Origin of the sequence: Dactylosporangium sp. NPDC006015 (genome assembly GCF_040614215.1) — a bacterium.
Taxonomy (GTDB): domain Bacteria; phylum Actinomycetota; class Actinomycetes; order Mycobacteriales; family Micromonosporaceae; genus Dactylosporangium; species Dactylosporangium maewongense.
This window is the reverse complement of the sequence record NZ_JBEXUD010000020.1, coordinates 140371-163271: the sequence shown is the minus strand read 5'-3', so window position 1 is coordinate 163271 and position 22901 is coordinate 140371. Positions and strand designations below refer to the sequence as shown.

The 22901-nt window shown below is 72.4% G+C and carries 20 protein-coding genes; 18 read left to right on the top strand and 2 right to left on the bottom strand.

Going from position 1 to position 22901, the window contains the following annotated elements; genetic code table 11:
• Nucleotides 1-6 precede the first annotated feature (6 nt).
• The gene (locus ABZ321_RS31750) at nucleotides 7-720 is read right to left on the bottom strand and encodes a glutamine amidotransferase (RefSeq protein ID WP_344503913.1); all 714 of its coding nucleotides are present in this window, start codon (nucleotides 718-720) and stop codon (nucleotides 7-9) included.
• Nucleotides 710-1954 (bottom strand): MurT ligase domain-containing protein, encoded by a 1245-nt coding sequence (locus ABZ321_RS31745; RefSeq protein ID WP_344503914.1) that lies wholly within the window; start codon nucleotides 1952-1954, stop codon nucleotides 710-712. Before ABZ321_RS31745 ends, ABZ321_RS31750 begins: the two co-directional genes overlap by 11 nt.
• Nucleotides 1955-2394: 440 nt before the next feature.
• Here ABZ321_RS31745 and mraZ point away from each other — a divergent pair, with 440 nt between their 5' ends.
• The 18 genes from mraZ to ABZ321_RS31655 all read left to right on the top strand — a co-directional run bounded on the left by mraZ (nucleotide 2395) and on the right by ABZ321_RS31655 (nucleotide 22051).
• Nucleotides 2395-2826 carry a division/cell wall cluster transcriptional repressor MraZ gene (gene mraZ / locus ABZ321_RS31740; RefSeq protein ID WP_344504031.1) on the top strand — a complete coding sequence of 144 codons (432 nt, stop codon included), beginning with the start codon at nucleotides 2395-2397 and terminating at the stop codon, nucleotides 2824-2826.
• Nucleotides 2827-3162: 336 nt separating this feature from the next.
• Entirely contained in the window at nucleotides 3163-4116 is a 954-nt protein-coding gene (gene rsmH / locus ABZ321_RS31735; protein WP_354898078.1) for a 16S rRNA (cytosine(1402)-N(4))-methyltransferase RsmH, read from the top strand.
• Between the two features lie 36 nt (nucleotides 4117-4152).
• A complete protein-coding gene (locus tag ABZ321_RS31730; protein ID WP_344503916.1) occupies nucleotides 4153-4713 on the top strand; it encodes a hypothetical protein in 561 nt (186 codons plus the stop codon).
• Between the two features lie 275 nt (nucleotides 4714-4988).
• Nucleotides 4989-7412, top strand: coding sequence for a penicillin-binding transpeptidase domain-containing protein (locus ABZ321_RS31725; protein WP_344503918.1), 2424 nt, complete (start codon nucleotides 4989-4991; stop codon nucleotides 7410-7412).
• Nucleotides 7413-7532: 120 nt separating this feature from the next.
• Nucleotides 7533-8969, top strand: a complete 1437-nt coding sequence (locus ABZ321_RS31720; protein ID WP_344504032.1) for a UDP-N-acetylmuramoyl-L-alanyl-D-glutamate--2,6-diaminopimelate ligase — start codon at nucleotides 7533-7535, stop codon at nucleotides 8967-8969.
• A complete protein-coding gene (gene murF, locus ABZ321_RS31715; protein ID WP_354898074.1) occupies nucleotides 8966-10363 on the top strand; it encodes a UDP-N-acetylmuramoyl-tripeptide--D-alanyl-D-alanine ligase in 1398 nt (465 codons plus the stop codon). Before ABZ321_RS31720 ends, murF begins: the two co-directional genes overlap by 4 nt.
• On the top strand, nucleotides 10360-11481 hold the full coding sequence (gene mraY, locus ABZ321_RS31710; protein WP_344503921.1) for a phospho-N-acetylmuramoyl-pentapeptide-transferase: 1122 nt from the start codon (nucleotides 10360-10362) through the stop codon (nucleotides 11479-11481). Before murF ends, mraY begins: the two co-directional genes overlap by 4 nt.
• A 108-nt stretch (nucleotides 11482-11589) precedes the next feature.
• A complete protein-coding gene (locus ABZ321_RS31705) occupies nucleotides 11590-13083 on the top strand; it encodes a putative peptidoglycan glycosyltransferase FtsW (RefSeq protein WP_354898071.1) in 1494 nt (497 codons plus the stop codon).
• Complete coding sequence (locus ABZ321_RS31700) at nucleotides 13083-14189, top strand: UDP-N-acetylglucosamine--N-acetylmuramyl-(pentapeptide) pyrophosphoryl-undecaprenol N-acetylglucosamine transferase (protein ID WP_344503923.1); 1107 nt, start codon at nucleotides 13083-13085, stop codon at nucleotides 14187-14189. The genes ABZ321_RS31705 and ABZ321_RS31700 overlap by 1 nt, the downstream gene beginning before the upstream one ends.
• A complete protein-coding gene (murC, locus tag ABZ321_RS31695) occupies nucleotides 14186-15622 on the top strand; it encodes a UDP-N-acetylmuramate--L-alanine ligase (RefSeq protein WP_344503924.1) in 1437 nt (478 codons plus the stop codon). The genes ABZ321_RS31700 and murC overlap by 4 nt, the downstream gene beginning before the upstream one ends.
• Nucleotides 15623-15639: 17 nt before the next feature.
• A complete protein-coding gene (locus ABZ321_RS31690; RefSeq protein WP_344503925.1) occupies nucleotides 15640-16404 on the top strand; it encodes an FtsQ-type POTRA domain-containing protein in 765 nt (254 codons plus the stop codon).
• Between the two features lie 46 nt (nucleotides 16405-16450).
• Entirely contained in the window at nucleotides 16451-16951 is a 501-nt protein-coding gene (locus ABZ321_RS31685) for a DinB family protein (protein ID WP_354898067.1), read from the top strand.
• A gap of 226 nt (nucleotides 16952-17177) precedes the next feature.
• Complete coding sequence (gene ftsZ, locus ABZ321_RS31680; protein ID WP_344503927.1) at nucleotides 17178-18281, top strand: cell division protein FtsZ; 1104 nt, start codon at nucleotides 17178-17180, stop codon at nucleotides 18279-18281.
• A gap of 59 nt (nucleotides 18282-18340) precedes the next feature.
• Nucleotides 18341-19042, top strand: a complete 702-nt coding sequence (locus tag ABZ321_RS31675) for a YggS family pyridoxal phosphate-dependent enzyme (RefSeq protein ID WP_344503928.1) — start codon at nucleotides 18341-18343, stop codon at nucleotides 19040-19042.
• A 127-nt stretch (nucleotides 19043-19169) separates the two neighbouring features.
• A complete protein-coding gene (sepF, locus tag ABZ321_RS31670; protein WP_344503929.1) occupies nucleotides 19170-19907 on the top strand; it encodes a cell division protein SepF in 738 nt (245 codons plus the stop codon).
• Nucleotides 19908-19925: 18 nt separating this feature from the next.
• A complete protein-coding gene (locus ABZ321_RS31665; RefSeq protein ID WP_344503930.1) occupies nucleotides 19926-20231 on the top strand; it encodes a YggT family protein in 306 nt (101 codons plus the stop codon).
• Between the two features lie 49 nt (nucleotides 20232-20280).
• Entirely contained in the window at nucleotides 20281-21072 is a 792-nt protein-coding gene (locus tag ABZ321_RS31660) for a DivIVA domain-containing protein (protein WP_344503931.1), read from the top strand.
• Between the two features lie 214 nt (nucleotides 21073-21286).
• Complete coding sequence (locus tag ABZ321_RS31655; RefSeq protein ID WP_354898122.1) at nucleotides 21287-22051, top strand: hypothetical protein; 765 nt, start codon at nucleotides 21287-21289, stop codon at nucleotides 22049-22051.
• Nucleotides 22052-22901: the final 850 nt, after the last annotated feature.

The following is a 22901-nucleotide window of genomic DNA, read 5'->3' as shown; positions in this document are numbered from 1 at the left end:
CGGCGACTACTTGTTGAGGACGGCGGCGAGGCGCTCGTCGCGGAGGCGGGTCGGCCAGCGGTCGTCGATCGGCTCCATGGTCATGCCGGTGGCCCAGCGCAGGAGCAGGTCGGCGATGCCGGGGTTGCGGGCGAGGGCCGGGCCGTGGGAGTACGTGCCCAGGATCCGGCCGTGCCAGGCGCCCTCGGAACGGCCGTCGTTGCCGATGCCGGCGGTGACCCGGGCCAGGGGGCGGACGCCGGACCCGAGGTGGGTCCGGCCGCCGTGGTTCTCGAAGCCGGTGAGGGTCGGCAGGCCCAGCGCCGGGTCGCACTCGCCGGCCAGCTCGCCGACGGCGCGGGTCTCGCCGCGGTCGGAGTCCAGGTCGAGCAGGCCCAGGCCCGCGCACTTGGCGCCCTTGGCGTAGAAGGAGTTGCCCAGCAGCTGGTAGCCGGCGCACACGGAGAAGACGGTGGCGCCCCGGTCGACGGCCCGGCGCAGGCCGCCGTCGGCGATCAGGCGCTGGGCGGCCAGGGCCTGCGGGCCGTCCTCGCCGCCGCCGATGAGGTACACGTCGCCGTCGGACGGCACGGCCTGGTCGGCGCGGACCTCGCCGCACTCGACCGGCAGGCCGCGCAGGTCGGCGCGGCGGGCCAGGATCAGCAGGTTGCCCCGGTCGCCATACGTGGACAGCAGGTCCGGGTACAGCCAGATCAGGCGCAGGCGCGACTCAGTTGACACGGTCCAGCTCCGCTCGGATGTCCTGGAATGCGGTGTAGTTGGCGATGACCTCGAGACGGCCCGGCGGGATCAGCGTCAGCGCCTGCGAGAACGACTTGACGTGCTCGAACGGCACCTCGTTGACCTCGAGCCGGACGGCGAGGTCCATGGCCCGGTCGCCGGTGACGAGGACGCGCCGCCCGCGCAGGGGCGAGAAGTCCACGTCGTAGAGCCACGACGTGTCCAGGCCGTCGGGGTCGCGGGCGTTGATGGACAGCAGTGTCGGCACGTCGTCGGCCATGTCGAAGGCCTCGAGCCAGCCCGCCGGGTTCTTCGACAGCAGCAGGCGCACGACCCTGCCGTCGCGCTCGACGACCGCGTAGCGGCCGGCGATCGAGGCGACCTTCGCCAGCTCGGGCACGGCCTTCGCCGGGGGGACGCCGAAGTGGGCGGCGACGGCGAGGGCGGTCGCGGCGTTCGCGCGGTTGACCCGGCCGGGCAGCTGCAGCTCGATGTGGTGATAGGCGCCGGTGCTGTCGACGACCCCGTCGCCGGAGACGGCCCAGGTCGGCACCGGCCGGCTCAGGTTGCCGGCGACGCAGGCCCACTGGTCGCCGTTGCGCAAGATGGAGGCGCCGCACTCGGGGCACACCCACGAGTCGTCGTGGAAGCGCTGGCCCGCGGCGACCCAGGTGACACCGGTGCCGGAGGCGACCGCCTTGCCCGCCGCCCACACCACCATCGGGTCGTCGGCGTTGGCGACGAGGTGCAGGTCGCGGCCGGGCAGCGCGTCGCGCCACAGGGCCGCCATCATCGCGACCTCCTTGGCCCGGTCCAGCTGGTCGCGGCTGAGGTTGAGCAGCGCGACGACCCTCGGGCGGGTCGCGTCGAGGACCTGCTTCAGGTAGTGCTCGTCGACCTCGAGCACCGCATACGGCGTGGCGCCCGCCTTCGCCAGGGCCGACGTGTGCCCGGTGGGCATGTTGGCGCCGAGGCTGTTGGTGGCGACGTCGCCGAGCACGCCCATGGCGGCCGCGGTGAGCCGGGTCGTGGTGGTCTTGCCGTTGGTGCCCGAGATCAGGGCGATCTCCCGGCCCGCCGCGAGCTCGGCGAGGAGGTTGGGGTCGACCATCAGGGCGAGCCGGCCGCCGATGACGGAGCCGTCACCCCGGCCGGTGGCGCGGGACAGTGCGGCAGCGCCGCGCGACAACGATGTGGCGAGCTTCGCCCGCATCGGGAGCTTGTGGTCCGTCATCTCACTTCCACTGTCTTCCGGCGATGCCGCAGACCCTACCTGCCACGGATCACTCGCCCAACGCCGTCCACCGTCCGACAACCGACCGCGGGCTCATCCCACCGCTCGTCCCAGAACGCTCCACTTCCCTCCACCGAATCCGCAACAGCGCCGCGGATGACCTTAACGGAGCCATAAAGCACCGGCGAAGTTCGACCTCATAGGCGGTTTGTCCACATTTACGATCAGCCGAACCGACCGTATGGGTGACCGGTCGGCCAACCGCCCTCCACCCCGGCGCACCCCGTTTGACGTGGGATTTCTTCATGCACGCCGATGTCACTTCTGGTGTTTTCTCGTTGACGGTGGAGGGAAGTGGAGTACAGTGGAGCGCGATGGCGGAGCCGGGGGGCTCGGCCGGCCCCGGGGGGACCGTTCGCGGTGGGAAGGGGTGGATGTCGATGTTTCTCGGCACCCACACTCCCCGCCTGGACGACAAGGGCCGGTTGATCCTGCCGGCCAAGTTTCGGGATGAGCTGGCGGGAGGTGTCGTGATCACCAAGGGGCAGGAGCGCTGTCTCTACGTGTTTCCCGGCGCTGAGTTCGCCCGGATCGCCGAACAGCTTCGTGCGACACCGATGACCCACAAGGCCGCCCGGGCCTACAGCCGGGTGTTCTTCGCCAGTGCTCACGACGAGGTCCCCGACCGTCAGGGTCGGGTCACCATCCCGCCGCATCTCCGCGAGTATGCCGGGCTGGACCGCGAGCTCGTCGTGATCGGCGCGAGCACCAGGGTGGAGATCTGGGACCGCCAGGCATGGGACACCTACCTTGCCGAAAGCGAAGACGACTTCGCCGGGATCGAGGAGGGGGTGCTGCCGGGCGGGCTGTGAGGTCCATCTGCAGGCACCCAGTCGGACGCCGTGCCGCGAGCTCTCCAGCCGCTCCAAGGTCCTGACGCCACTTCCCCGGCGCCAGGGCGGAGCGAGCGGATGGGGAGCTGGCGGTACGGCGCTCGTGCACTACCGCACCGAAATGCACCGCGGCGCGCGATCAGGCACGGCAGCGCGCCGGAGCACAGCACCGCACGGAATGCGCGGCAGCGCACCGGAAGCCGCCGCCGACCCGCGAAGCAGGACGTGAATCACGTTTCAGCTCACCGGAGCACAGGGAACAGCAACGTTCAGCACGACGGCGGGCCGCGAACCCGCCGCGGTAGGGGGTCGACGATGGGGGAGCGGGACATTCACGTTCCCGTGCTGCTCGAGCGCTGCCTCGAGCTGCTCGCCCCGGCGTTGGACCGCGCGGGCGCGCTGCACCTGGACGCCACGCTCGGCCTCGGTGGGCACGCCGAAGCCGTGCTGCTGGCGCACCCGGAGGTGCGGCTGCTCGGCCTGGACCGCGACACCCAGGCGCTGCGCCTCGCGGGGCAGCGGCTGGCGCCGTACGCGGACCGGACCCGCCTCGTGCACGCCGTCTACGACGAGCTCGAGGAGGTGCTGGACGGTGAGGGGATCGACGGAGCGCTGTTCGACCTGGGGGTGTCGTCGATGCAGCTCGACGAGGCCGACCGTGGGTTCGCCTACGCCCAGGACGCGCCGCTGGACATGCGGATGGACCAGACGCGGGGCGTCACCGCGGCCGAGGTGGTCAACACCTACAGCCACGGCGATCTCGCCCGCGTCCTGCGGGTGTACGGGGAGGAGAAGTTCGCCTCCCGGATCGCGCAGGCGATCCTCCGGGAGCGCGGCAAGGGGGAGCTGAACTCGTCCGCCAGGCTGGCCGAGCTGGTCCGGGACTCGATCCCGGCGCCGGCGCGGCGGACCGGCGGGCACCCGGCCAAACGCACGTTCCAGGCGCTGCGGATCGAGGTCAACGGCGAGCTCGCCGTGCTCGAGCGGGCGCTGCCGGCGGCGCTCGACGCGCTGAAGCCGGGCGGCCGGATGGTCGTGCTGTCGTACCACTCGCTCGAGGACCGCCTGGTCAAACAGGCGATCGCCGGGCGGTCGCGGTCGACGGTGCCGGTCGAGCTGCCGTTCGTGCCGGCGGGCAGCGAGCCGGAGCTGAGAGTCCTCACCAGGGGAGCCGAGCTCCCCGACGCGGCCGAGGTGGCGGCCAACCCGCGGGCGGCGTCCGTGCGGCTCAGAGCCGTCGAACGCAAGCAACCCGCGGACAGCAAGTAACTGCAACAAAGGCACAACCTCTGGGGGAGGTGTGAGATGAACGTGACGACACTGCCGGCCGACCGGCCGCGCAGAAGTCAGCAGGGTGCATCGCGGTCGGGGGGCCGGACCACGGCGCGCCAGGTTGACGAGCGGAGCGACGCGCCGATCGACGGCGCGACCGCGCTCCAGCCGGATCGGGGGACCACCCAGCCTGCACCGCAGGACAGGCCGGCGCGGGAGCGGCGGGCGCCGCAGGAGAAGAAGGTCCGGGACGAGCAGCGGCCGAGGCTGCGCGTCGCGCCACCGGCGCCGGTCACCGCGCCGCGCGCGCCGTTCGTGGCGCTCGTGCTCGTGCTGGTGCTCCTCGGCGTGATCGGCATCCTCGTGCTCAACACGCGGATCGCCGAGAACGCGTTCCGGCTCGACGCGCTCAGGACGAAGCAGAGCACCCTCGACCGTGACGAGGCGCGGCTCCGCAGCGACCTGGCCGACAAGGAGTCGCCGGTGACGCTCGCGGCGCGGGCCAAGCGGCTGGGCCTCGTGCCGTCGCGCACGCCGGCGTACCTGCAGCTGCCCGACGGCAGCCGGCTCGAGATGCCCGGCCCCGGCAAGTAAGCAGCTAGAAGCACGTCCGAGGCACAGCGACGAAGCCAAACTCAACAACGGGAAGTTGCAGGACGATGGCTGGCGACACTCCTGATCGGCGGAGCAGCACCGAGCGGCGCGGGGGCGCCGGACGGGAGGCCGGTCGCGGCAGTGACGCCGGCCGACAGCGGACGGGCGGTCGCGCAGGCGCGGGGGGTGCCGGTGCGGCCGCCCGTTCCCGTGCCGGCGACACCAGTGCTAATCCCAGGGCCAATCCCGGGACCGACTCCGGGGCCGAGCCGCCGGTGCGCGGCACGATGTCCGAGGCGCGCCGCTACACGCCCCGGGGGCGCTCCGTCCGTGACGCGTCGGTCGAGCACGGCGGCACGGGGCGGGGCGACCCGTTCCGGCCGGCACTGGAGGTGCTGCAGGGCGGCCGCGCCGACACCGGCCGCCGCGCCGCCGGCCGGGCCGCCGACAGCCCGCGCGATCCGGACACCGCCGCGGACCAGCACCCGCGGCGGTCGACCGACCCGCGGCGGACCACCAACCCGCGCGGCACGACCGACCCGCGCAGGACCGCCAACCCGCGCGGCACCGCCGAGCCGCGCGGCACCACCGACCCACGCAGGACGACCGACCGGCGCGGCGCGGCGGATGCCCGCAGGACAGCCGATCCGCGCAGGACGGCCGGTCCGCGCGCCGCGGACCAGCGGGCCGCGAGGATCGGCATCGACCGGGAGCAGCCCGGCCCGCGATCGCTCGACCGGGACGGGCACACCGCGCCGGACGAGCGGGCCACGGACCCGCGGGCCCGGACGGGCCTGCCGAGGACGGCCCAGGCCAGGTCCGGCGCGCTACCGCTGAAGCGCACCGGCGCCGCCCGCACACCGGCGAGAAGAACCACCCCGGTGCGCAAACCCCGCAAGCAGAGCCGGGTCCGGGTCCCACGCCTGCCGCGCACCAACCGCGCGCCGAAGCTCGCCGAGCCGCGCCGCCGGCTGCGGCTGGCCACGGTGCTGGCGCTGCTGATGTTCGCCGCGATCGCCATCCGGCTCGTCCAGCTGCAGCTCACCGACGCCAGCGCGTACGCCGCCCAGGGGCTCAAGGCCCGGCTGGTGCACGACGTCCTGCCCGCGTCCCGCGGCGCGATCCTCGACCGCAACGGCAAGATCATCGTGCACTCGGTCGAGACGCGCTACGTCGCCGCCGACCCGCAGGTGATCAAGGACCCGGAGAAGGCGGCCGACGACCTGTTCGCGATCCTCGCGGACTACGGGGTGCTGCGCTCCGACCTGGTGCGCAAGCTGACCCCGCACAAGGGCGCCGACGGCAAGACCGACATTCGCTACGAGTACGTCGCGCACCAGATCTCGATCGAGGACAGCGAGCGGATCGCCAAGCTCAGCTTCGCCGGCGCGCTGGAGATCGGCCGTGACGAGCGCCGGCACGTGCCCGGCTACGACTTCGCGTCCAACGTGGTCGGCTACACCAGCAGGTCCGACCTGTCCGGCCAGCTCGGCATCGAGAAGGCGTACGACGCGCAGCTGCGCGGCATCGACGGCATGCACACGTACGAGCGCGGCCAGGGCGAGCTCAACAAGCCGCTGCCGCAGGGCGTGCAGGAGCTGAAGCCGGCCCGCCCCGGCAGCTCGGTCGAGCTGACCATCGACAGCGACCTGCAGTTCCTGGTGCAGAAGTCGCTCGGCGACCGGATGGCGGCGCTCGGCGCGTCCTTCGGCACCGCGATCGTGCTCGACAACCGGACCATGGAGGTCATGGCGATGGCGAGCTACCCGTCGTTCGCCGCCAACGACCCCGGCAAGTCGGACCCCGAGGACCTCAAGGACCAGTGCACGGCGACGGTCTTCGACCCCGGCTCGATCCACAAGGCGATCGTCATGGGCGCCGCGCTGCAGGAGGGGCTGATCACGCCGTCGTCGACGATCACCGTCAACTCGAAGGTGAAGAAGGGCGACACCACCTACACCGACCACCCGCCGCAGAAGGACGGCACGCCGATGACCATCCCGGGCATCCTCGCGCTGTCGTCGAACGTCGGCACGATCGCCGTCGCGGACATGCTCGGCAAGGACAAGCTGTACGAGTACCAGCGCAAGTTCGGCCTCGGCCAGCGCACCGGCGTCGGCCTGCCGAACGAGTCGCCGGGGCAGCTCCTGCCGCCGGGCGAGTGGACCGGCTCCAGCCCCGGCTCGATCCCGATCGGCAACGGCGTGGCGACGACCGCGATCCAGATGGCCGCCGTCTACGGCGCGATCGCCAACGACGGCCTGTGGGTGCAGCCGACGCTGGTCCGGAAGATCATCGCGCCGGACGGCACGGAGACCAGGCCGCCCGCGCAGGCGACCCGGCGGGTCCTGGATCCGGTGTACGCGCAGCAACTGCGCACCATGCTGGAGGGCGTCACGACGCTCGACGACGCGACCGGCCACCAGGCGGCGATCCCCGGCTACCGGATCGCGGGCAAGACCGGCACGTCGAAGCTGCCCAAGGACGGCGGCTACGCGCCAGGTGACGTGGTGTCGTTCATCGGCATGGCGCCGGCGGAGGCACCACGCTACGTGGTCGCCGTCACCGCGCACGTGCCCGGCGGCGCGGGTGGTTCCGTCGCCGCGCCGTTGTTCAAGGACATGATGGCGGTCACCCTCAGTAGCTTCGGGGTGGCACCGACGGGCACCGAGCCGCCGAAGCTGACGATCTACCCGTGACACCGACTCTGCCGCTTCCCGGCGGGACGGGTAGGGTCTGACCCCGTGCCCGGCTATCCCCGACCGAGGAGTGTCCGCCCCGTGCTCGCCGTCGAGCTGGCGGCCCTCGCCGGTGCGCCCATGGTGGCGCAGGACGGCGAGGTCGCCGTCACCGGCGTGACCCACAGTAGCTCCGCGGTGCGCCCCGGTGACCTGTACGCGGCCCTGCCCGGGTCGCGGGTGCACGGCGCCCAGTTCGCCGGCCAGGCGAAGGAGGCCGGCGCGGTCGCGGTGCTCACCGACCCGGCCGGCCTCGCGCAGATCGGCGGCCTGACCGGCGACCTGCCCGCGATCGTCGTCGACGACCCGCGCGCGGCGCTCGGCGGCATCGCCTCGCACGTGTACGGCGAGCCGACCCGGCAGCTGACCACGATCGGCATCACCGGCACCGCCGGCAAGACGTCCACGGCGTACCTCGTCGAGGCCGGGCTGCGGGCCGCCGGTCAGGTCACCGGTCTCATCGGCACGGTCGAGACCCGCCTCGGCGACCTCACCATCGACAGCGCCCGCACCACGCCCGAGGCGACGGACCTGCACGCGCTGTTCGCCGCCGGCCTCGAGCGCGGCGTCGAGGCCGTCGTCATGGAGGTCTCCAGCCACGCCCTGGAGCTCGGCCGGGTCAACGGGGTCCGGTTCGCCGCCGCCGGGTACACGAACTTCGGCATGGACCACCTCGACTTCCACCCCGACGTCGAGGCGTACTACGCGGCGAAGGCCAAGCTGTTCGACGGCCGCGCCGCCACCGAGATCCTCAACCTCGACGACGAGCGGGTCATGCGGCTGCGCAAGCCGGCGTCGTGGACCTACTCGGCGGCCGGCGACCCGGCCGCCGACGTCCGTGCCACCGGCATCACACCCGACGGCTACGGCCAGCGGTTCACCGTCACCCGCCGGGACGTGTCCGTCGCGTCCGGCGTGGGCCTGCCGGGCCGGCACAACGTCGCCAACGCGCTGCTCGCGATCGCCGCGCTCGTCGCCGTCGGCGTCGACCTCGCCGTCGCGGCGAAGGCCGTCGCGGAGGCGCCCGGCTCACCCGGCCGGATGGAGCGGGTCGACGCCCCCGGCGACGTGCTCGGCGTCGTCGACTACGCGCACAAGCCCGACGCGATGGTCGAGGTCCTCGCCGCGCTGCGGACCCTCGCCGCGTCCCGGGGCGGCCGTGTCATCTGCGTCGTCGGCGCCGGCGGCGACCGCGACCGGGGCAAGCGGCCGCTGATGGGCCGGGCCGCCGCGGAGGGCGCCGACCTGGTGGTCGTCACCGACGACAACCCCCGCACCGAGGACCCCGCGGCCATCCGGGCGGAGGTGCTCGCCGGCACCCGGGGCGCCACCGCCACCGTCGTCGAGGTGGACGGCCGGCGCGCCGCGATCGACCACGCGGTCGCCCAGGCCCGGCCCGGCGACGTGGTGGCGGTCCTCGGCAAGGGCCACGAGCGCGGCCAGGAGGTCGGCGGCGAGGTCCTGCCGTTCGACGACCGGGTCGAGCTCGCCGCGGCGCTGCGGGCGGTGGCGTCGTGATCCCGTTCACCGTCGCCGAGATCGCCGCCGTCGTCGGCGGCACCCTGCACGCCACCGACCCCTCGGCGGCCGGTGCCGCGGTCGTCGACGGCCCCGTCGAGTACGACTCCCGCAAGGTCGGACCGGGCGGGCTCTTCGTCGCGTTCGCCGGCGCGAAGGTCGACGCGCACGACTTCGCCGCCAAGGCCGTCGCCGACGGCGCGGTCGCGGTCCTCGGCAGCCGCCCCGTCGACGGCGTGCCCACGATCGCCGTCGAGGACCCGCGCGCCGCCCTGGGGCTGCTCGCGCGGGCCGCCCTGGAGCGACGCGACGACATCACCGTCGTGGCGATCACCGGCTCGTCGGGCAAGACGAGCACCAAGGACCTCATCGCGGCGCTGCTGCGCACCGCCGGGCCGACCGTGGCGACCATCGGGTCGGAGAACAACGAGCTCGGCACCCCGTACACGGTGCTGAAGGTCACCGCCGACACCCGGTTCCTGGTGCTGGAGATGGGTGCGCGCGGTGGCGGGCACCTGGCCTACCTGTGCGGCATCGCGCCGCCGGACGTGTCGGTCGTGGTCAACGTCGGCACGTCGCACATCGCCGAGTTCGGGTCCCTGGAGGGCACCACCCTCGCCAAGGGGGAGCTCGTCGAGGCGCTGCGCCCGGGCGGTCTCGCGATCCTCAACGCCGACGACGAGCGGGTCCGGTCGATGGCGTCGCGCAGCGCCGCGCCGGTGCGCTTCGCGGGTGAATCGGAAGTGTCTGACTTCCGGGCCACCGACGTCGAGGACCTCGGCCGCGGCCGGTTCGGCTTCACGATGCACCTGCCGGGCACCGGCCCGGTCCAGGTGCGGCTCGACGTCGCCGGACGGCACCAGGTCGGCAACGCGTTACTCGCCGCTGCCGTGGCGTCGCACGCCGGTGTGGATCCGGCCACGATCGCCGCCACACTCGGCGATCTAGAGGGCTTGTCGAGCCGAAGGATGGATGTCTTCGACCGTGCCGACGATGTCACGGTCATCGACGACTCGTACAACGCCAATCCGGCGTCCATGGCGGCGGCGCTCCGGGCGCTCGTCGCGGTGGCCGGCGGGCGGCGGATGATCGCCGTGCTCGGCTCCATGGCAGAGCTCGGTGAGTATGAGCGAACCGGACATGAGGAGGTCGGTCGTCTCGCCGCTGAGCTCGGCGTCGACCGCCTCGTGGCCGTGGGCGAGCAGGCCGCGCCGATCCTGCACGGTGCGTCCGTCGTGGCGAGTTGGGGAGGAGACCCGGTGCTCGTGACCGATCAGGAGGCCGCCGTCGCGCTGCTGCGCGCCGAGCTGCGGCCCCGCGACGTGGTTCTGGTCAAGGGATCCAGGTACCGGACGTGGGACATCGCCGACGCCCTGCGGGCGGGCGTCAGGTGAGGGCCGTCTTCGTCGCCGCGTTCGTGGCGTTCCTCATCTCGCTGTTCGGCACCCCCATCGCGATCAAGTACTTCACCAGGCTCAAGGCCGACCAGCCGATCCGCGCCGACGGACCGCAGGGCCACCTGGGCAAGAAGGGCACGCCCACGATGGGCGGCGTGGTGTTCATCTTCGCCACGCTCATCGCGTACACCGGCGGGCACATCGCGCTGACCACGCTGCCGGACCAGCAGCTGCGCCCGAGCGGCCCGACCGCGACCGCGGTGGTGCTGCTGGGCCTGTTCGTCTTCACCGGCCTGCTCGGCTTCCTCGACGACTACCTCAAGGTCGCCAAGCGCAACAGCGACGGGCTCAACAAGCGCGGCAAGCTCATCGGCCAGGCGCTGATCGGCGCGATCTTCGGCGCGATCGCCCTGTACGTGCCGGCGAAGCAGACCGGTGACTCGGTCGTCACCACGGTCGCCAGCCCGAAGCTGTCGTGGGTGCACGACATCGACTGGCTCGACATCACCAAGATCGGCGCCGTCGTCTTCTTCGTGTTCGTGGTCATGTCGATGTCCAACGCGGTGAACCTCACCGACGGCCTCGACGGCCTCGCGACCGGCACGTCGATCCTGGTGATCGGCAGCTACATGGCGATCGCGTTCTGGCAGTACCGGCACTGGTGCGCCGACCCGGAGTACACCGCCAGCTACTGCTACGACGTCCGCGACCCCCTCGAGATGGCGCTCATCGCCGGCGCGGCCGTCGGCGCGCTGGTCGGCTTCCTGTGGTGGAACACGTCACCGGCGCGGATCTTCATGGGCGACACCGGCTCCATGGCGCTCGGCTCGCTCATCGCCGGCCTCGCCGTGGCGACCAAGACCGTCCTGCTGCTGCCGCTGATGGGCCTGCTGTTCTTCATCATCGTCGTGACGTGGATCATGCAGATCGGCTCCTACCGCACGACCGGCAAGCGCATCTTCCGGATGGTGCCGCTGCAGCACCACTTCGAGCTCGCCGGCTGGAGCGAGGTCAACATCGTGGTCCGCTTCTGGATCATCGCCGGCCTGGGCATGGCCGCGTCGCTCGGCCTGTTCGCCGCCGACTTCCTGCGGGTGATGAGCGGCTCCGGCTGACCCCGCGCGTCCGGTCGGCATCACGGCGCGCCGGACATCGAACCGGTCCGACACGCCGGGACCCCGTGGTCGCCAGACCTCGCGGGTCCCGGCGGCATGATGGTCCCCATGCGGGGCGATGGGGAGCAGGACACGTCGGCGGCGGCCACGTCGGTGCCACCAGCGGCGGCCGCGTCGGTGCCACCGGCGCCGGCCAACCAGGCGGCGGTGCCCGCAGCGCCCGGCAGCGGGATCCTCGGCTGGTTCGACGCGCTGCGCGGCCTGCTCGACCGGCCCCTCGCCTCCTACTACCTGCTGCTGTCCAGCGTCGGGCTGCTGGTCTTCATCGGCCTGGCCATGGTGTTCTCCGTCACCGGCGTCGAGGGCGTCGCGGAGTCCGGCGACCCGTTCGGCCCGGTGTTCAAGCAGACGATCTTCGCCGTGGTCGGGCTCGTCGTGTTCTGGGTCTGCCAGCGGCTGCCGGTGCGCACGTTCCGGGCCATCGCCGTGCCGCTGCTCATCTCCGCGTTCGTGCTCATGGCCTTCGTCGACCTGATGGGCTGGCTCTCCGCCAGCCGCACCCCGCCCGGCGAGAAGGTGAAGCCGATCCACCTCGGCCCGATCTGGGCCGAGGACCTGTGGCTGCACCTCGGCGGCATCCAGGTCCAGCCGGCGGAGCTCGCGAAGGTCGCCCTCGTCGTCTGGGGCGCCGACCTGCTGGTGCGCAAGGGGCGCACGATCCTGTCGTGGCGGGAGCTGTTCATGCCGCTGCTGCCGGTGACGGTGGCGCTGCTGCTCCTCGTCGGCTACAACGACCTCGGCTCCATGATCTGCCTCGTGGTTCTTTTCACCGGGCTGCTGTGGGCGGCCGGCGCGCGGCTGCCGGTCTTCGCCTGGCTCGGCGGCCTCGCCGCCACCGGCGTGCTCGCGCTGATCCTCCTGCCGGCCGAGAAGGACTACCGGCTGGCCCGCATCAAGGTGTTCTTCGACCCGTCCATCGACCCCGAGGCGCGCAACGGGCGCTACCAGTACCTGCGCGGGCTGTGGGCGATCGGCAACGGCGGCTGGTTCGGCGTCGGGCTCGGCGAGAGCCAGCTGAAGTGGGGCCGGCTGCCCAACGCGCACAACGACTTCATCTTCGCCATCGTCGCCGAGGAGCTCGGCGTCGTCGGCTGCCTGGTCGTCCTCGTCCTGTTCGGCATGCTCACCTACACGGGGCTGCGCATCGCCCGCCGGGTCGAGGACCCGTTCCGCCGGCTCGCCGCCGCCGCGATCACCATCTGGTTCGTCGGGCAGGCGATCATCAACATCGGCGGCGTGGTCGGGCTCATGCCGATCACCGGCCTGCCGCTGCCGTTCATCTCCGACGGCGGCACCGCCCTGGTCGTGGCCCTCGGCGCGGCCGGGATGCTCAGCTCCGCGGCCCGCGCCGAGCCCGACTGCGCCAGAGCCATGCATGCCCGTCCGCCGCGAAAGTGGGTGCGACTACTCTGGGCGCCGTTGCCGCCGCTGCCGCGCGCCCGCGCCGACAGTGACGGTGACGTCCCCTCGACACGCGCGACGGGTCGTCCACTGACGCCGCAGGGCGGCAGCCCAGGGCGGACCCGCGGAAGGAGCTCCTGATGGCAGCGCTGCGCTCCGTGGTGCTGGCCGGCGGAGGCACCGGCGGGCACATCTACCCGCTGCTCGCCTTCGCCGACTGCCTCCGCAGGCACGACCCGGGCCTGCGGATCACCTGTATCGGCTCGGAGCGTGGGATGGAGGGTGAGATCATCCCGCAGCGCGGCTATGACCTGCGCCACGTCCCGGCCTTCCAGCTGCCCCGCTCCGTGAACATGAACCTGGTCCGCACCCCGGACCGGATGTACAAGTCCGCGAAGGCGACCCGCGAGATCCTCGACGAGGTCGAGGCGGACGCGGTGGTCGGGTTCGGCGGCTACGTCTCCGTCCCCGCCTATCTCGCCGCATGGCGGCGCAAGACCCCCACGATCATCCACGAGGTCAACGTGCCCGTGGGCGTGGCCAACAAGATGGGCATGCGCTTCACGAAGCACATCGTGCTCGGCTTCCCCCACCAAGCGCAGCAGATCCCGTCGGTGGCGCACGCCGAGGTCGTCGGGGTGCCGCTGCGGCAGAGCATCGCCACCCTCGACCGGGCCGCGCTGCGGGAGCGGGCCCGCGCCCACTTCGGCCTCGACCCGCACCTGCCGACGCTGTTCGTCTTCGGCGCGTCGGCCGGCGCCCGCTCGATCAACCTGGCGGTGTCCGGCGCGGCGAAGCAGATCACCGGCTCCGGGGTGCAGGTGCTGCACATCATCGGCGCCCGCAACGACGACGTCGAGGTCCCCACCGGCCTGCCCGCGCCGTACGTGAAGGTCAAGTTCCTGTCGGAGATGGAGCTCGGCTACGCGGCCGGCGACCTGGCGCTGTGCCGGGGTGGCGCGATGACCTGCGCGGAGACCGCCGCGGTCGGCATGCCGGCCATCTACGTGCCGCTGCCGTGGGGCAACGGCGAGCAGCGCCGCAACGCGCTGCCGGTCGTCGAGGCCGGTGGTGGCCTCATCGTCGAGGACGGCGACCTCTCCCCGCAGTGGGTCACCGACACCGTGGTGCCCCTGGTGCGCGACGGCGCCCGGCTCGCGGCGATGAGCCGCGCCGCCGCCGGTTACGGTCGCCGCGACGGCGACGAGGCCCTTCGCCGGTACCTGCTGAAGGTGGTCGGAGCATGACGGATTTGACCGCCGAGGACCTCGGCAGGGTGCACCTCGTCGGGGTGGGCGGGGTCGGCATGAGCGGGCTCGCCCGGCTCCTGCTCACCCGGGGCATCCCCACGTCCGGCAGCGAGCTGCGCGAGTGGCCGCAGCTGGCGGCGCTCAAGGCGCTCGGCGGCACGATCTTCCGCGAGCACCAGCCGGCGAACCTCGACGGGGTCGACACGGTCGTCTACTCGACCGCGATCCCGCAGGACCACATCGAGCTCGTCACGGCCCGGGAGCGGGGGCTGCGGGTCATGCACCGTTCCGAGGCCCTCGCCGCCACGATGGTCGGGCGCAGGAGCGTCGCGGTCGCCGGTACACACGGCAAGACGACCACGACGTCGATGATCACCCTCATGCTCCAGCACGCCGGGCTCGACCCGTCGTTCGTCATCGGCGGGGAGATCTCCGAGGTCGGCTCCAACGCCCACCACGGCAGCGGCGAGCTGTTCGTCGCCGAGGCCGACGAGAGCGACCGGTCGTTCCTGCTCTACAACCCGCACGTCGCGGTCGTCACCAACATCGACGCCGACCACCTCAACACGTACGGCGACCTGCAGGGCCTCGAGGACGCGTTCGTCGAGTTCTGTGCCCGCGTCGAGCCCGGCGGCTTCGTGGTCACCTGCGCCGACGACCCCGGCGCCCAGCGGATGATCGTGCGGGTCCGCGAGGCCGGCGGCGACGTCGTCACCTACGGCACGGCCCCCGACGCCGACCTGCGCCTGACGGAGGTGCGCTCCTCCGCGCAGGGCGTGCGCTACGTGGCGCACCACGAGGGCGTGCCGCTCGGCGAGGTGCACCTGCCGATCCCCGGCGCGCACCTCGGCCTCAACTCGGCCGGGGCGCTGCTCACCGCCCTGCGGCTCGGCATCCCGGCCGAGTCGGCGATCGAGGCGCTGTCGACGTTCCCCGGGGTGCGGCGGCGCTTCGAGTTCAAGGGCGCCGAGGCCGGCGTGCGGATCTACGACGAGTACGCGTACCACCACGTCCCGATCGAGGCGGCGATGCGCACCCTGCGCGAGGTCGCCGGCGACGGGCGGCTGATCGTGGTGTTCCAGCCGTACCGGATGTACCGCACCCGCGACTACCTGACCGAGATCGCCGCCGCGCTGTCCCTGGCCGACGAGGCGATCATCATGGAGGTGTTCGGCCCGGGCGAGGTCCGGGAGCCGGGGGAGGGCGGGGTCGCGCTGACCGCCGCCGTCGACCTGCCCGAGGACCGCAAGGTGTTCGTGCCGTCGTGGGACGACGTGCCGGGCGAGGTCGTCGCCCGCGTCCGGGAGGGCGACGTGGTCGTCACGATGGGCGCGCCGCCGATCTCCCTCATGGGTGACGAGCTGCTCGCCGCGCTCAAGAACTCCGGCGACGGCTACGTCGGCCGGCACAACCGCCCCGACGGCGAATGACCGGGGACTGACCGCCCTTGACGTCCACGCGCGGCTGGCGGCTGGTCCTGGCACCCCGCTCGGCGCCCGCCGGCTCGTCGCAGCGCCGCTTCGCGCAGCGGGCCCGGCGGCACCGCCTCCGCGTCGTGCTGTCCTGGCTGGTCGGGCTCGGCGTCGTCGCGTTGCTCGGCGGGGCCGTCGCCGTCGTCTACGCCACGCCGGTGTTCGGGGTCCACGGGATCCGGGTCACCGGCGTGTCGGCGCTGACGGCCCAGGACGTCCGGGACGCGGCCGGGGTCGCCACCGGCACGCCCCTGGCCCGGCTCGACCTCGCCGCGGTGGAGCGGCGGGTGCGGACGCTGAAGCCGGTCCGGACGGTCACCGCGTCCAAGGACTACCCGCGCACCCTGGTCCTCGCGGTGCGCGAGCGGACGGGGATCGCCGTGGTGCCGGCGGCGCTGGGGTTCGTGCTGCTGGACGCCGACGGCGTGGCGTTCCTCCCGGTCGGCTCCGCGCCGGCGGGGCTGCCGGTGGTGCGCCTCGCCGCGCCCGCCCCCGGCGACCCTGCCACCCGGGCCGCGCTGACCGTCCTGGCGGCGCTGCCGCCGTGGCTGCGGTCGCAGATGGTGGCCCTGGCCGCCGACGCGCCGACGCGGGTGCGGCTGGAGCTCACCGAGGGCCGCACGGTCGTGTGGGGCGACGCGACCCAGAACGAGGCGAAGGTCAGGGTGTTGCAGGTCACGAAGATCCTGCCGGACAAGACGCTCGACGTGAGCGCGCCCGGGGTGGTGCTGGAGCGGTGAACCGTGTCGACGTCCCTTTCGCCGGCGACGAGCGGTCGCTGGAGCGGTGAACCGTGTTGACGTCCCTTTCGCCGGCGACGAGCGGTCGATGGTGCTCGGGTGGCTCGACTGGCACCGGGAGACCGTGCATGCGAAGTGCGCCGGGCTCGCCGAGGAGGACGCCTGGCGGACCCCGCTGCCGGCGTCGCCGCTGACCAGCGCCGCCGGGCTCGTGTCGCACCTCACGGCGGTCGAGTCGTACTGGTTCGAGCGGGTCGTCGCGGGGCTGGACGTGCCGGTGCCGTGGAGCGCCGGCGACACCGACGCGGACTGGCGCCGGGCGCCCGGTGCCACCCTGGCCGGCAACCTCGACCGGTACCGGCGCCAATGCGACGTCTCGCGGGCCCTGATGCGCGACGTCGATCTCGACGGGACGGCCGCGGCACCGCGGCGCGGCGAGCCCGTCGCGGTCCGCTGGGTGCTTCTGCACATGATCGAGGAGACCGCCCGTCACAACGGACACCTCGACGCCGTTAGGGAATTGGTCGACGGCGTCGTCGGGGAATAGCCGACACGCCGGGCGGCGGTCCTTGGATCGCGACAGTCGGGCCCTTACCTTGCGATAAGGCATTAGTTGACATAACTATAAGCCTCTAGTAAAGGGTGAGGGTTTGCGGGACCCACATCCAGTGCGTCTGCATGGCGGACGCCGCCCGTCGCGGGGCCGGGCTACACCAGTCTGACGGCTCCGGGAAGGATCGGCGCTCGCCAACCTCGAAAGGAAAGGCAGTCCGATGACACATCCGCACAACTATCTCGCGGTCATCAAGGTCGTCGGCATCGGCGGCGGCGGGGTCAACGCCGTCAATCGCATGATCGAGGTTGGCCTCAAGGGCGTCGAGTTCATCGCGATCAACACCGACGCCCAGGCCCTGCTGATGAGCGACGCCGACGTCAAGCTCGACGTCGGCCGGGAACTGACCCGCGGGCTCGGCGCCGGCGCCAACCCCGACGTGGGCAAGAACGCCGCCGAGGACCACCGGGACGAGATCGAAGAGGTGCTCAAGGGCGCCGACATGGTCTTCGTCACCTGTGGCGAGGGCGGCGGCACGGGCACCGGCGGCGCGCCGGTGGTGGCGAACATCGCGCGGAAGCTCGGCGCGCTGACGATCGGCGTGGTCACCCGGCCGTTCTCGTTCGAGGGCAAGCGCCGGCAGGTCCAGGCCGAGGCCGGGATCGAGGAGCTGCGCAACCAGTGCGACACGCTCATCGTGATCCCCAACGACCGGCTCCTGGCGCTCGGCGACCGGGGCATCTCGATGATGGACGCCTTCCGGCAGGCCGACCAGGTCCTGCTCTCCGGTGTCCAGGGCATCACCGACCTGATCACCACGCCCGGCCTGATCAACCTCGACTTCGCCGACGTGAAGAGCGTCATGAGCGGAGCCGGCAGTGCCCTCATGGGCATCGGCAGCGCGCGCGGTGACAACCGGGCCGTCGAGGCGGCCGAGTCGGCGATCTCCAGCCCGCTGCTGGAGCAGAGCATGGACGGCGCGCGCGGGGTGCTGCTGTCCATCGCCGGTGGCTCCGACCTCGGCCTGTTCGAGATCAACGACGCGGCGCAGCTGGTCACCGACGCGGCCCACCCCGACGCCAACATCATCTTCGGTGCGGTCATCGACGACGCGCTCGGCGACGAGGTGCGCGTCACGGTGATCGCGGCCGGGTTCGACGGCGGCGCGCCGGCCTACCGGCCGGTCGAGGCCCGCGCCCCGCGGCCGCAGCACCACCACCAGCCGAAGGAGCCGGCCCCGGTCGAGCGCCAGGCCCCGCCGCCGCCCCGGCGGGTGCTGTTCGACGACGTCGACGTGCCGGACTTCCTGAAGAACGGCGCCTGAAAGAATCGGGTGGGTCCTCCGGGGCCCACCCGATTCGTTTCGCATGCTCGGAGGGCCACGTGGGCGACGCACGGACTGCGGAGATCGAACACAACCTGGCTGTGGTCCGCGCCCGGGTCGCGTCGGCCTGCAGGGCCGCCGGGCGGGCCGCCGACGAGGTGACCCTGGTCGCGGTCACCAAGACGTACCCCGCCGAGGACGTGACCCGCCTGGCCTCGCTGGGCGTGCTGGACGTGGGGGAGAACCGGGACCAGGAGGCCGCCCCCAAGGCCTCCGCGTGCCCCGCCGAGCTGCGCTGGCACTTCATCGGTCAGCTGCAGCGCAACAAGGCGCGCTCGGTCGCCTCGTACGCGTCGGTCGTGCACTCCGTGGACAGCCTGCGGCTGGTGGACGCGCTGACGGACGCCGCGGTGCGGGCCGGACGCGACACGCCGCTGGGCGCGCTCGTGCAGGTGAGCCTCGACGACGACGAGCACCGCGGCGGCGCCGTCACCGGAATTATCGAACAGGTGGCCGAATCAATCGCGGCGAGCCCCGCTTTGACACTCAAAGGTGTGATGGCCGTCGCGCCGCTCGGATGGGATCCGGACGCGGCATTCGAGCGACTCGCCGCCGTATCCGCCCGCCTGCGGATCTCCTTTCCGGACGCGGACTGGATTTCCGCCGGCATGAGCGACGACCTCGAATCCGCGATTTCGCACGGCTCGACACATGTCCGTGTCGGTAGCGCATTGCTCGGAAATCGACCCCCACTGGGGTAGCCTGACCGCGGGAACGGAAAAACTACACGGGTGTGGTTCTGCGCCGGCGGGGCGGTGTCACACCATCGTGATCGGTGGCACCGACAACGGGGGGAAGTGCCGCATGGCGGTGGACGGAGGAGCGCGCATGGGTGCTCTGCGCAGGGCGGGTGTATGGCTCGGGCTCGTCGAGGACGACGACGAGCGGGGCTACGACGACCGTCACTACCGGGGCTACGGTGACGACTTCGCCGACGACGAGGACGACGTCGACGAGGTGCCGGCGCCGCGTGCCCGCATGACGTCCGACCGGCTCTCGGTGTCGGACCGGCTCTCGGTGTCGGACCGGCTCTCCACCTCCTCCTCGGAGCGGCTCACCGCGTCCGAGCGGCTCGCCGCCGCCGAGCGGATGACGACCTCGGAGCGCCTGACGGCGGCCGAGCGGCTCTCCGCGGCCGAGCGCGACGCCGCCGCCGCGAGCCGCAGCACCGTGCGCTCGATCACGCGGCCCACGACCGTCAGCTACCCGACACGAGACAACCTGGCGATCGCGCCGCAGCCGGTGACGAGGGAGCGGACAGTGGTCGAGGAAGAGGCCGACGACCGCCGCTACGCGATCACGACGCTGCACCCCACGACGTACAACGAGGCCCGGACCATCGGCGAGCACTTCCGTGACGGCCACCCGGTGATCATGAACCTCACCGAAATGGACGAGGCCGACGCGAAGCGACTGGTCGACTTCGCGGCAGGACTGGTGTTTGGCCTGCGTGGTAACTTCGAGCGGGTGACCAACCGGGTCTTCCTGCTCTCTCCGGCAAATGTCCAGGTCACCGCAGAGGACAAAGCTAAGATCGCCGAGGGCGGGTTCTTCAACCAGAGCTGATGCGAGGACTCAACGGCCGTGGTGTCCATCACCCTGCAGATCGTGTATCTGCTGCTCTACCTGTTCCTGGTGGTGCTCCTCGCTCGCTTTGTCATGGGCTATGTGATGCAGTTCGGCCGCCGCTGGCAACCGGGCCGGGGCGCGGCGGCAGCGCTCGAAGTGGTGTGGAGCGTCACCGATCCGCCGCTCAAAGCGTTGAGGCGGGTGATCCGTCCGCTGCGTATTGGTACCGTGGCCGTGGACCTGTCTTCGCTTGTGCTGCTGGTTATCCTGTTCGTGCTGATGAACGTCGTGGTAAGGCAACTGATCGAGGTGTTCTCGTGACTCGCCCCGATCGGCGGCCACGCGGCCGCAACTGACCCGAGGAGTTTCGATGCCGCTGACCCCGGCCGACGTCCACAACGTCGCCTTCAAGAAGCCCCCCATCGGTAAACGGGGCTACGACGAGGAGGAGGTCGACGCCTTCCTCGACGAGGTCGAGCGCGAGCTCGCCCGTCTGATCGAGGAGAACAACGAGCTGCGCGCGCAGCTCGAACGCGGTGGTGGCGGTCGCGCCCCCGCCGGTCCCAGCGGCGGCGGCGACCCGCGCCTGGCCTCGGAGCTGGCCGACCTCAAGACGCAGTTCGAGCGCGTCCAGCGGGAGAAGCAGTCCGCCGAGCAGGCCGCTCGCGGCATGCAGCAGGAGCTGGACCAGATCCGCTCGCAGGGCGGCCCGGCCGGCGGCGACGGCGAGCAGCAGGCGCTCCGCGTCCTGATGATGGCCCAGCGCACCGCCGACGACCACGTGTCCGACGCCCGCCGCGAGGCCGACAAGCTGCTCTCCGACGCCCGCACCAAGGCCGAGGAGGTCACCCGCGACGCGCGCGCGAAGGCCGACGCGCTGGAGCGCGACGCCCGGCAGCGGCACCAGGAGGCGATGGGCGGTCTCGACGCCAAGCGCACCGCGCTGCAGAAGCACATCGAGGAGCTCAAGCAGTTCGAGCGGGAGTACCGGACCCGCCTGAAGGCCTACCTGGAGAGCCAGCTGCGCGACCTCACCGGCCGCGAGCAGAGCCTCGAGGCCGAGATGGCCGCCCGCAACGAGGCCGCGCCCCGTGCCGCGACCGGTGGCACCGGTCTCGCTGCGGCGGGCCTCTCGGGTGGCTACGAGGGCGCGGGACGCTAGTCCCTCCGCTTTCAGTTCGGCAACCTCGGCGGCTCATCAGGGTGACCAGCACAGAGCACTGACACGCCGGTCAATGCGACACGCGGCGCCCCAGTCGAAATTCGGCTGGGGCGCCGGTCGCTATCCGGGGTCTCGTTCGTTGTACGGGCTGAGAGACACTCGCCCGGGACCGTTGCGCAGCATCTGCCGGGCTCAGCTTGCGGAGGGGTAGGCCGTGATCGTCGGAAGTCTGCTGCTGATCGTCGTGGCCGTGGGCCTGCTCGTGGTGGGCCTGCTGCAAGGCGCTGACGCCCTGCTGGTGGCGTCGATCGGGGCGAGCCTCCTCGCGGCGGTCGCCCTCATCGTCGGTGGCCGCCAGGCCGCCGCCCGCTCGTCCCGCACCGTGCGCACCGGCCGGCAGGTGCCCAACGACGAGCGTTACGACCCGTTCGAGTCTCGCCTGGACGCTGACAGCGCCCGCGAGGCCCGCCAGCCCGTCGGCGTCGGCGCCCGGTCCACCGGCGGCACCACGTACGGCCGCGGCGCCGGTTCTGGTTCCAGTGCCGGCTCCGGCTCCGGCTCAGGCGGCCCCGCCCGGCTCGCGGACAGTGGGCGGACCGACGCCAACGTGCCGCCCGTCGACGAGACCGCGATCACGCCGCCCGTCCGCGACGAGCCGGTCGTGCCGCAGCAGCCGTACGACGACTACCCGGCCTCCCCGGACGGCGAATGGTCCGTCGACGGCGAGGAGTTCGACGACGAGGACCCGGAGGACGAGCCCCCGATCCAGCCGTCGTCACCCGCCGACATGGCCCGCGTCGCCACGATGCAGGACGAGGTCCTGGTCATCGACGGTCGCCCCCGCTACCACGTGCGCGGCTGCGTGCACCTGCTCGGCCGGGAGAGCGAGCCACTGCCGATCAGCGAGGCCGTCGAGCTCGGCTTCACCCCCTGCAGCGTCTGCGAACCCAACGACGCCGTCCTCGCCGGCCGCGCCTGACCTTTTCGCCCTTCTTCGGCGCACGCCGCGGCCCGAGCCGGACGGACATCCGTCCGGCTCGGCCCCAGGCGTTCACTCCACCGGGCCTGCCGCGGACGCCGGACCAGGCTGGGCGCTCCCGGCCGTCGGACCGCGGCCGCGCCTGACCTCTGACCTGCCCGCTCGTTTCTTTCGGCGCACGCCGCGGCCCAGGCCGGCGCACTTTCGTCCCGCGCGACCCAGGCGGACGTCCGCTGCATTTGGGCCCGCCACGGAAATCGGAGCCGCCTGGACGCCTCCGGCGATCGGACCCGGCTGGGCTTCCGGCCGTCGGACTCCCGGCTGGGCACGCTCACCGGCTCCCGGCTCTGGGCACGCTCACCGGCCGGCCGACCGACCGGGCCGGCCGTCGTCGACCGGCCCGGCATGTGCTCGGACACCCGGAGGGGCGGATCACGCCTACCGCCGGACGATCCAGATGTGCCCGGCTGGGCGTTTCCGCGCGGCGGGAGCTCGGCGCCCACGGGGTGACGGTGGGGCGGGCGCGGGACGACTCCGGGCGAGGCGTCCGCGGGCCAGCCTGGTCGTCTTGACAGGGCAGCCTGGTCGTCCCCGGCCAGGCACTTCCACGCAGGCGACCACGCAAGCACCTGCGGGAGAGGCGTCCGTAGGCCGGCCTGGTCGTCCCGGCTTGGCTGGCCAGGACCACCCTGTCCTGAAAACAACCCCGGCCTGAACAACCCCGGCCTGAACAACCCCGGCCTGAACAACCCCGGCCTGAACAACCCCGGCCCTGACGCTCCGGGCTGAACACCCCGACCTGGAGGCTCGGGCCTGGACGCTCCGGTCTGGACGCCCGGGCGCTGACGCG

Excerpts from the sequence above, each read along its gene's own strand:
- ABZ321_RS31720 (WP_344504032.1), top strand. The coding sequence starts at position 7,533 with ATGGTGGCGCAGGACGGCGAGGTCGCCGTCACCGGCGTGACCCACAGT.
- ABZ321_RS31660 (WP_344503931.1), top strand. The coding sequence starts at position 20,281 with ATGCCGCTGACCCCGGCCGACGTCCACAACGTCGCCTTCAAGAAGCCC.
- rsmH (WP_354898078.1), top strand. The coding sequence starts at position 3,163 with ATGGGGGAGCGGGACATTCACGTTCCCGTGCTGCTCGAGCGCTGCCTC.
- ABZ321_RS31705 (WP_354898071.1), top strand. The coding sequence starts at position 11,590 with ATGCGGGGCGATGGGGAGCAGGACACGTCGGCGGCGGCCACGTCGGTG.
- ABZ321_RS31730 (WP_344503916.1), top strand. The coding sequence starts at position 4,153 with ATGAACGTGACGACACTGCCGGCCGACCGGCCGCGCAGAAGTCAGCAG.
- ABZ321_RS31745 (WP_344503914.1), bottom strand. The coding sequence starts at position 1,954 with ATGACGGACCACAAGCTCCCGATGCGGGCGAAGCTCGCCACATCGTTG.
- murC (WP_344503924.1), top strand. The coding sequence starts at position 14,186 with ATGACGGATTTGACCGCCGAGGACCTCGGCAGGGTGCACCTCGTCGGG.
- sepF (WP_344503929.1), top strand. The coding sequence starts at position 19,170 with ATGGGTGCTCTGCGCAGGGCGGGTGTATGGCTCGGGCTCGTCGAGGAC.
- mraZ (WP_344504031.1), top strand. The coding sequence starts at position 2,395 with ATGTTTCTCGGCACCCACACTCCCCGCCTGGACGACAAGGGCCGGTTG.
- ftsZ (WP_344503927.1), top strand. The coding sequence starts at position 17,178 with ATGACACATCCGCACAACTATCTCGCGGTCATCAAGGTCGTCGGCATC.
- ABZ321_RS31700 (WP_344503923.1), top strand. The coding sequence starts at position 13,083 with ATGGCAGCGCTGCGCTCCGTGGTGCTGGCCGGCGGAGGCACCGGCGGG.